We start from the raw sequence: 2460 nt of genomic DNA on the forward strand, positions 1-2460 counted from the left end.
AGCTGCTCCCGGGCCTGGACCTCACTATTCTGCTTGGACTCGTCGTCGTTGTCGCTGCTGCCGCTGACGTGGTTCGGACTCGGTCTCTGCCAGCAGCGCTCTGGGTTGCGATCGGCGCGGCCCTCATCATGGTCCCGGGTGTCGTCGGGGCATCGACCGAGTACGGGGTCGATAAGGCGCGCGCGTTCTTCACGCTCACTCTGCTAGCCATCCTGGCTGCGACAATCGTGCTTCGCGAGCGGCGTCAGCGAGAAGCTTTTCTTCGCACACTCGCTGGTCTAGGTATCGCTGTGGCTTTTCTGGTCACGGTGGCACCGGCGTCGACCTCGGAGTTGTCTTCTGTCGTGACCTTGTCGGGAACTAACACCATCTCGACGTCGCAGATGATCCTTGCGGGAGCCATCGTGGTTGTCATGGATGCGATCACGAAGCCTCGTCCGCCCGCGCCGCGGATTCTTCTGGGCTTGCTCGGGGCAATCATGATCTTCACTGCACTCAATACGGGGTCCAGGGGCCCTGTCGTGTCAGTCGGAATCAGCATCATTCTCGCCCTGCTGCTTGCCCCCGCATTCAAGCGTCGTCGTGGTCGCTCAATCTTCGCTGTCGCTGCGCTGGCCGCGGTCGCACTGTTCGTCGCCACACGTACCGCCGGAGAAGGTCTGACGCGCGTGGTCTCGTTCCTTTCAGGTGACCAGGACACGTCAACGATGGCGCGAAGCTACTTCTGGGAAACTGCCTGGGCGTACAGCCAGAAGATGCCCACCGGGGGAGGGTGGGGTTTCTTCGGGACCGTTCCCGAGGTGTTCCTCTCCGTGGCTGAGGGTGGGCAGCTCTACCCACACAACCTTGTGCTTGAGATCACTCTTGAGGCCGGTTGGCTGTCGGGAGCTCTGTTCGTTGTCCTCGCGATCGCGTCCGCGGTACGCCTGATCTTCCGCGCTCACGATGGCGTCACCCTGACCCTCTTCGTGTTGCTCGTCTTCACGTTCATCAACGCGATGGTGTCGGGAGACATCAACGACAACCGGCTCATGTGGACCCTGCTCATGATCGCTTGGGTGATTCCCAAACCGTCAGCAGGGGACGACGAGGCAACGTCTAGTGGCCGGGTCGATAGCAAGCTGAAGCATCGGCGGGCCTCGCTCGCAACGACATGAAGCGGCAGTGGGGCTGAAGCTCAGCGGCAGCTTGCTGCGGTCGCATGCCGTCGGACGAACCCGTCGATGCTGGCGTTCCGGTCCCACGCTGAACGGGTCCCCACAGGCGCCCATGGTTGAATCGCTAGGTGACTGACCCCAGCCTTCCGCCAGCGACGCGGCGCGAACAGCGCGCTGCTCGTGCAGCTGCCGCAGAGACTTCGAGCAGCCCCTCCGCAGAACCGACGGGAGACAGTGACGCCGATTCGCGACGCCCCAAGCGCCGCCGCCGTGCGTGGCTCTGGGTGACGATCGTGCTCCTGCTTCTCGTCGGGCTGGCGGCTGCAGGCGTCTGGGCGGGCAGCCGCATCTATACGCAGGCGCAGGAGGCGCGTTCGCATCTGCTCGCCGCCATGCCGTACGTCGCCGAGGTGAAGACGGCGATGCCCGCCTCCGATCCTGAGGCAGCGGCGACGGCAGCGGCCGCGTTCCGCACCGAGGCCCTTGCCGCCCAGAAGGCCTCGTCCGGCAAGGTCTGGGACTTCGTCGAAGGCATCCCGCTGCCACCGCTCGAGAACGTGCGTGCCGTGGGCACGGTGTCGGACGTCGCGGTGACGCTTGCCGACGAGGTGCTCGTGCCGGCGAGCGGCGTGAGCGTCGCCGCACTCGCGCCCTCGGGTGGGCGGATGGACATCGCTGCCCTCCAATCCCTCTCGGGCCTGCTCGATCAGATCGTCGCCGGCACGGACGATGCCGAGCAGAAGCTCGCGACGATCGACGACGATGCTCTTCTCGAGATGGTGAGATCGGGCGTCGACCAGGTCGATACCGCTCTGTCAGAGGTTCAGGCGGTCGCAGGGCCCGCTCAAGACGTCGTCGCAGTGCTTCCCGATGCGCTGGGTGCATCCGGTCCTCGCAACTACCTCGTGATGTTCCAGGGCAATGCCGAAGTGCGTGCCAGCGGCGGTGGACCGGGATCGTTCGTATTGCTCAAGGTCGACAACGGCGCTCTGTCGATCGTGCGCGAGGCAGCGGCGACCGAATTCGACTTCGACATTCCCGAGCCGGTCGTGCCGATCGATGCCGAGACTGAGACGCTGTATTCCGACATCATCGCTCGCTGGATCGCGAACCTGACGGCGACCCCCGACTTCCCGACCAGTGCCGCGCTCGCCAAGGGCTGGTGGGCGACTCTGCACGACGACCAGATCGACGGAGTGATCTCGATCGACCCGATCGGTCTCTCGTACATGCTCAATGCCACGGGGCCGATCACCCTGCCGACGGGCGATGTGCTCACGAGCGAGAACGCTGCGCCGCTGCT

The 2460-nt window shown here is 64.8% G+C and carries 2 protein-coding genes; both read left to right on the forward strand.

Annotation, left to right across the window (positions count from 1 at the left end; genetic code table 11):
- Positions 1–1157: O-antigen ligase family protein (locus J7E68_RS16375; protein ID WP_215174382.1), on the forward strand; the 1157-nt coding region annotated here is incomplete at its 5' end.
- Positions 1158–1441: 284 nt separating this feature from the next.
- Positions 1442–2460, forward strand: a 1019-nt coding sequence (locus J7E68_RS20355; RefSeq protein WP_215174384.1) for a DUF4012 domain-containing protein, incomplete at its 3' end; no start/stop codon positions are given.

The sequence above is a fragment of the Microbacterium sp. ISL-103 genome, from assembly GCF_018613995.1.
Classification (GTDB): domain Bacteria; phylum Actinomycetota; class Actinomycetes; order Actinomycetales; family Microbacteriaceae; genus Microbacterium.